Below are 4052 nucleotides of genomic sequence, written 5' to 3' on the forward strand. Positions count from 1 at the left end.
GCCGCTGAATTCGGCGACGATCTCGCCCTCTGCGCCGGTCGAGCCACGGCCCTTCTCATAGGTGACCGAGTTGCCGCCGCCATGGCCGTGCAAGTCGAAGTTGACCCGGCCGCCCTCGACGAGCATGCGGTATTCGGCCGTTTGGCCTTCTTCCATCACCAGCTTCCACTCGGCGGAGCCGCCCGGGGCCAGGGTGAAGCTGGTCTCGTCGCGCCATTCTTCAGCCGCCTCGGCGGCGGCATCCTGCGCGTAGGCCGCGCCCACGAAGAGGCCGAGCATTTGGTCAAGCAGGCTAGACTGTTCGTCCATCTGCCGGTCGGCCTCGGCTTCCTCGGCGAGCTGGGTCTTGATCTCGCCCATCTCGGCCAGGCCAATGGCCCGGCCTATGCCGGTCGGGTCGATGCCGTATTCGGCCGGCAGCACCACAGTGGCAAGAATCGCCACGGCCGAGACACCAGCGATCACGGTTGAGCGGAGGAGCTGCTTCGAGCTGGGCAGTTCGTCGAGGCTGGGTTTTTCTGCGTTGAACATCTGGATATCTCCTGTCGGTTCAGGCGGCCACGAAGAGGCCGGTGAGCTGGTAGCCCATGAGAATGAAGCCAAGCGTCATCATGACGACATTGGCGGTGTAGGCCTGGCGGAAGAAATTCGGTGATTTCCTCCAGTAGCCCATGACGATGAGGATCACGGCCAGGGCCATGAGCTGACCCAGCTCGACGCCGACGTTGAAGGCCAGGAGGTTGGCCAGAAGCCCCTCGGAGGCGATGTCGTAGTCGAGGATCTTGGTCGCCAGGCCGGTGCCGTGGAAGAAGCCGAAGATCAGTGTCGCCAGCTTGGTATTGGGCTGGAAGCCGAACCAGCGCTGGTAAGCACCGAGGTTGTCCAGCGCCTTGTAAACCACCGAGAGGCCGATGATGGCGTCGATGACATAGGCGTTGATGCCCCAGCCGAACCAGACGCCAAGCAGCATCGTGGTCGAATGCCCGATGGCGAAGAGGCTGACGTAGATGCCGACGTCACGCATCTTGTAGAGGAAGAAGACGACGCCGAGCAGGAACAGGATGTGGTCGTAGCCGGTCACCATGTGTTTGGCGCCGAGATACATGAAGGGGATGATGTTTACTCCCCAGATCTCCTGGATATAGCCGGCGTCGCCCTCGGTGACGTTGTGGGCTGCGGCCTGAGTTGCGCCGAGCGCAAGCAGGATAAGAGTTGTCAGGAACAGCGGCCTGCGCAATGCGGCGCGGCGCGTGTCCCGAAAGACTGCGGTCATGTTGGTCTCCGAAAAGGTGTATGGACTCTGTGTCGCGGCCGCGTTGGGCGGCACCAGATCACACGCGCGGAGGCCGCTCGTGGCGATAGACCGGGCCCGGACGCCATGACGGCCCGGCGGGAGAGCCCGCCGCTTCTTGGACATCCCACACCTCGGCAAAGGCGCCACGGACAAGGAGCGCTGGGCTGTGGTCATGATCGGCAGCATCATGGCTGTGGCCGTGCAGAGCCCAGGCGAGGTCTTCTTCGAACCCGTGGCTATGGCCGTGGGTTTCGATCATCTCCGCATGGTCCTGAATGGTGGCAAGCACATCCGGGATGTGGGACGTGACTGGCTGGGACGACCAGAACACAAGGCACAGGCAAAGGAGCGCGGCGAGGCCCCGCTGCATCCATTCCGTCCATTTTCCGGCAATCCGTGCCTGCACCATGTCCCTGCTCGTGGCTCTCTAAACGCCATCTTGCTTTATCCCCCTTAGGAGGATAGCTCACCCTTATGATAGAACCGCATCGGCATGCAAGCCACACCAAGCTCACCGCACGGCTGAAACGCGCCGAAGGGCATTTGCGCTCGGTCATCGGCATGATTGATGACGGGCGCCCCTGTCTCGAAGTCGCGCAGCAGCTTCAGGCGGTGGAAAAAGCCGTCCGCAACGCCAAACAGGCGCTGATCCACGATCACATGGATCACTGCCTCGACGGGGAAAACTCCGAAGCCGACCGGGTCGAACTCAAAGCCATCTCACGCTATCTCTGAGGCAATCATGCTGGCTATCCTGTCTGACCGCACCTACCGGCACCTCTTCCTGGCCCAGGTTGTTGCACTGCTGGGCACGGGTCTTGCAACTGTTGCGCTTGGGTTGCTGGCCTACGATCTGGCGGGTGACAGCGCAGCAATGGTGCTGGGCACGGTCTTCACCATCAAGATGGTGGCCTATGTGGGGATTGCCCCGGTTGCAGGTGCCTTTGCGGACCGGGTAAACCGCCGCCGCCTGCTTGTCGTGCTGGACCTGGTGCGGGCGGGTGCCGCTCTGGCGCTGCCCTTCGTGACCGAGGTCTGGCAGGTCTACGTGCTGATCTTCCTGCTCCAGTCTGCCTCAGCGGCCTTCACGCCCACTTTCCAGGCTACGATCCCCGATGTGCTGCCCGACGAGGCGCGCTACACCCGTGCGCTTTCACTTTCGCGTCTGGCCTATGATCTGGAAAACATCATCAGCCCGACACTGGCGGCGCTGCTGCTGGCATTGATGAGCTACAATACGCTGTTCCTGGGAACTGTGGCGGGCTTTGCCGCTTCAGCGCTTTTGGTGGTTTCAGTGAGGCTGCCGAGCCCGCAGGCCGCGGAGCCGCGGGGGATTTACGACCGCACAACGCGCGGAACACGCATCTACCTGGCAACTCCGCGCCTGCGCGGCCTCCTTGCGCTCAACCTTGCGGTCTCGGCGGCCGGGGCGATGGTGCTGGTGAACTCGGTCGTGCTGGTCCGCGGCCTGCTCGGCCTGCCGGAAAGCGCGCTGGCCTGGACGATGTTCGCCTTCGGCGCGGGCTCCATGGCGGCAGCCCTGCTGCTGCCAAGGCTGCTGGACCGGGTTCCTGACCGTCCTGTCATGCTTTCGGGCGCCTGCCTCATGGTCCTCTCCTTGCTTGGGCTCGCTGGGATCACCGCCGCATCGGGTCTGCATTGGGGAGGGCTGCTTTTCACATGGCTGCTTGTCGGCTTCGGCTATTCCGCGGTGCTGACCCCCTCAGGGCGGCTGCTGAAGCGTTCGGCGCACGCCGAGGACAGGCCCGCGGTGTTTGCCGCACAGTTCGCCCTGTCGCATGCCTGCTGGCTTGTCACCTATCCGCTGTCCGGCTGGCTGATGACAGAATTCGGCGCCATCCCCGCGCTGGTTGTCTTGGCCGCTCTGGCGGGAATTGGGATCGTGGTCTGCCTGGTGCAGTGGCCCGGCGGAACGGCCGGGGAAATTGAGCACACCCACGACGATCTGCCGCCGGACCACCCGCATCTGCAAGAGCACGGGGCCACCGGGCATAAGCACGGGATCATCATAGACGATCTGCACCGCAGCTGGCCCATACGCTCCTGAAATGCTTTCCATCATTGGCTTGTTCACGACGGCTCTGGTGGCCGCAACGCTCCTGCCTGCACAGTCAGAAGTTGTGCTTGCCGGAATGCTGATTGGCGGCAGCCACCCGGTATGGCTGCTCCTGGCGGTAGCAACGGCAGGAAATGTCCTGGGTTCAATCCTCAATTGGGTGGCCGGGCGGTATCTCATGCATTTCTCGGACCGAAGCTGGTTTCCGGTATCGCGCGCGAGGCTCGATCAGGCTTCGGCGTGGTATGGAGGATGGGGGCGCTGGAGTCTTCTTGCGTCCTGGGTGCCAGTTATTGGCGATCCGTTGACGCTGGCGGCAGGAGTATTGCGCGAGCCGCTTTGGCGTTTCGCGATTGTTGTCACCTTAGCGAAAGGCGGGCGTTATCTTGTTGTAGCCGCTGTCGCATTGGCTGCCGCCTGACTCACGCGAGCTTTTGGTCCGACATCAGACATGCCGCGCGGCCGGATGTCCGCTGGGATGTGGGATTAACAAAGCGATCCGCGAGTCACTTCGCATCCGGCCTTACCCACCCGAACTTGCCGTTGGCCAGATGCCTAACCAAAGTCGGTTATGGGCCGCTCATACCAGTTGGCTGCCGATGTTCCAACGGCAGCTTCGTTCTGCTCTGAGCAGTTTTGCCTGCCTGCTTAGCGCAACTTTGCAAAGCTCACTTTCTGCGC

6 protein-coding genes are annotated in these 4052 nt (G+C 62.7%); 3 read left to right on the forward strand and 3 right to left on the reverse strand.

The annotated features are described in order from the left end of the window. The 3 genes from ACOHWE_RS20020 to ACOHWE_RS20030 all read right to left on the reverse strand — a co-directional run. Nucleotides 1-531: transmembrane anchor protein (locus ACOHWE_RS20020; protein WP_420668504.1), on the reverse strand; the 531-nt coding region annotated here is incomplete at its 3' end. 19 nt (nt 532-550) lie between these two features. Continuing rightward, nucleotides 551-1273 carry a HupE/UreJ family protein gene (locus tag ACOHWE_RS20025; RefSeq protein ID WP_420668505.1) on the reverse strand — a complete coding sequence of 241 codons (723 nt, stop codon included), beginning with the start codon at nt 1271-1273 and terminating at the stop codon, nt 551-553. Nucleotides 1274-1331: 58 nt separating this feature from the next. Then, nucleotides 1332-1703 (reverse strand): hypothetical protein, encoded by a 372-nt coding sequence (locus tag ACOHWE_RS20030; protein ID WP_420668506.1) that lies wholly within the window; start codon nt 1701-1703, stop codon nt 1332-1334. Nucleotides 1704-1768: 65 nt separating this feature from the next. On the opposite strand from ACOHWE_RS20030, the gene ACOHWE_RS20035 reads away from it, so the two are divergent. Genes ACOHWE_RS20035 through ACOHWE_RS20045 form a run of 3 tightly spaced genes read left to right on the forward strand, consistent with a single transcriptional unit; the run spans nt 1769 to nt 3792 of the window. After that, a complete protein-coding gene (locus ACOHWE_RS20035) occupies nt 1769-2029 on the forward strand; it encodes a metal-sensing transcriptional repressor (RefSeq protein WP_420668507.1) in 261 nt (86 codons plus the stop codon). Between the two features lie 7 nt (nt 2030-2036). Beyond that, nucleotides 2037-3362, forward strand: a complete 1326-nt coding sequence (locus tag ACOHWE_RS20040) for an MFS transporter (protein ID WP_420668508.1) — start codon at nt 2037-2039, stop codon at nt 3360-3362. Between the two features lies 1 nt (nt 3363). Further along, nucleotides 3364-3792 (forward strand): YqaA family protein, encoded by a 429-nt coding sequence (locus ACOHWE_RS20045; RefSeq protein WP_420668509.1) that lies wholly within the window; start codon nt 3364-3366, stop codon nt 3790-3792. The last annotated feature ends 260 nt before the right edge of the window (nt 3793-4052 follow it).

Origin of the sequence: Cribrihabitans neustonicus (assembly GCF_048820895.1) — a bacterium.
GTDB lineage: Bacteria > Pseudomonadota > Alphaproteobacteria > Rhodobacterales > Rhodobacteraceae > Cribrihabitans_A > Cribrihabitans_A neustonicus.

Bases quoted from the DNA above. Each gene is read 5' to 3' on its own strand.
- ACOHWE_RS20025 (WP_420668505.1), bottom strand. From the start codon at position 1,273: ATGACCGCAGTCTTTCGGGACACGCGCCGCGCCGCATTGCGCAGGCCG.
- ACOHWE_RS20030 (WP_420668506.1), bottom strand. From the start codon at position 1,703: ATGGTGCAGGCACGGATTGCCGGAAAATGGACGGAATGGATGCAGCGG.
- ACOHWE_RS20035 (WP_420668507.1), top strand. From the start codon at position 1,769: ATGATAGAACCGCATCGGCATGCAAGCCACACCAAGCTCACCGCACGG.
- ACOHWE_RS20040 (WP_420668508.1), top strand. From the start codon at position 2,037: ATGCTGGCTATCCTGTCTGACCGCACCTACCGGCACCTCTTCCTGGCC.
- ACOHWE_RS20045 (WP_420668509.1), top strand. From the start codon at position 3,364: ATGCTTTCCATCATTGGCTTGTTCACGACGGCTCTGGTGGCCGCAACG.